Raw genomic sequence first — 245 nt, 5'->3', positions numbered from 1 at the left:
CGACCACGATCACGGCCACAGCTCGGTAGACCATGCGATAGCGGCGGCTGCGGGCAGCGGAGTCCCGGGACGTGTCGAGAGTGTCGTCGGCGCACCACCACACGGACGCGGCGACGCTGACGAAGAATCCGACGGCCGCTGCGGCATGGACCGCCATGCGGAGCCCGAAGTGGTTCTCTCCCGGCGGCTCCGTGGGAACCAGCGCGACGCCGACGTGGAGCGAACCGGCCACGTGCAGCAGTCCG

The 245-nt window shown here is 70.6% G+C and carries 1 pseudogene; it reads right to left on the bottom strand.

What is annotated here, in order from left to right:
* A pseudogene (locus AC0IX4_RS23245) lies at positions 1–245 on the bottom strand (hypothetical protein); the annotation flags it as partial.

The sequence above is a fragment of the Rhodococcus sp. AC861 genome, assembly GCF_979256035.1.
The sequence above is the reverse complement of the archived record's forward strand: the minus strand, read 5'-3'. Positions and strand labels throughout refer to the sequence as shown.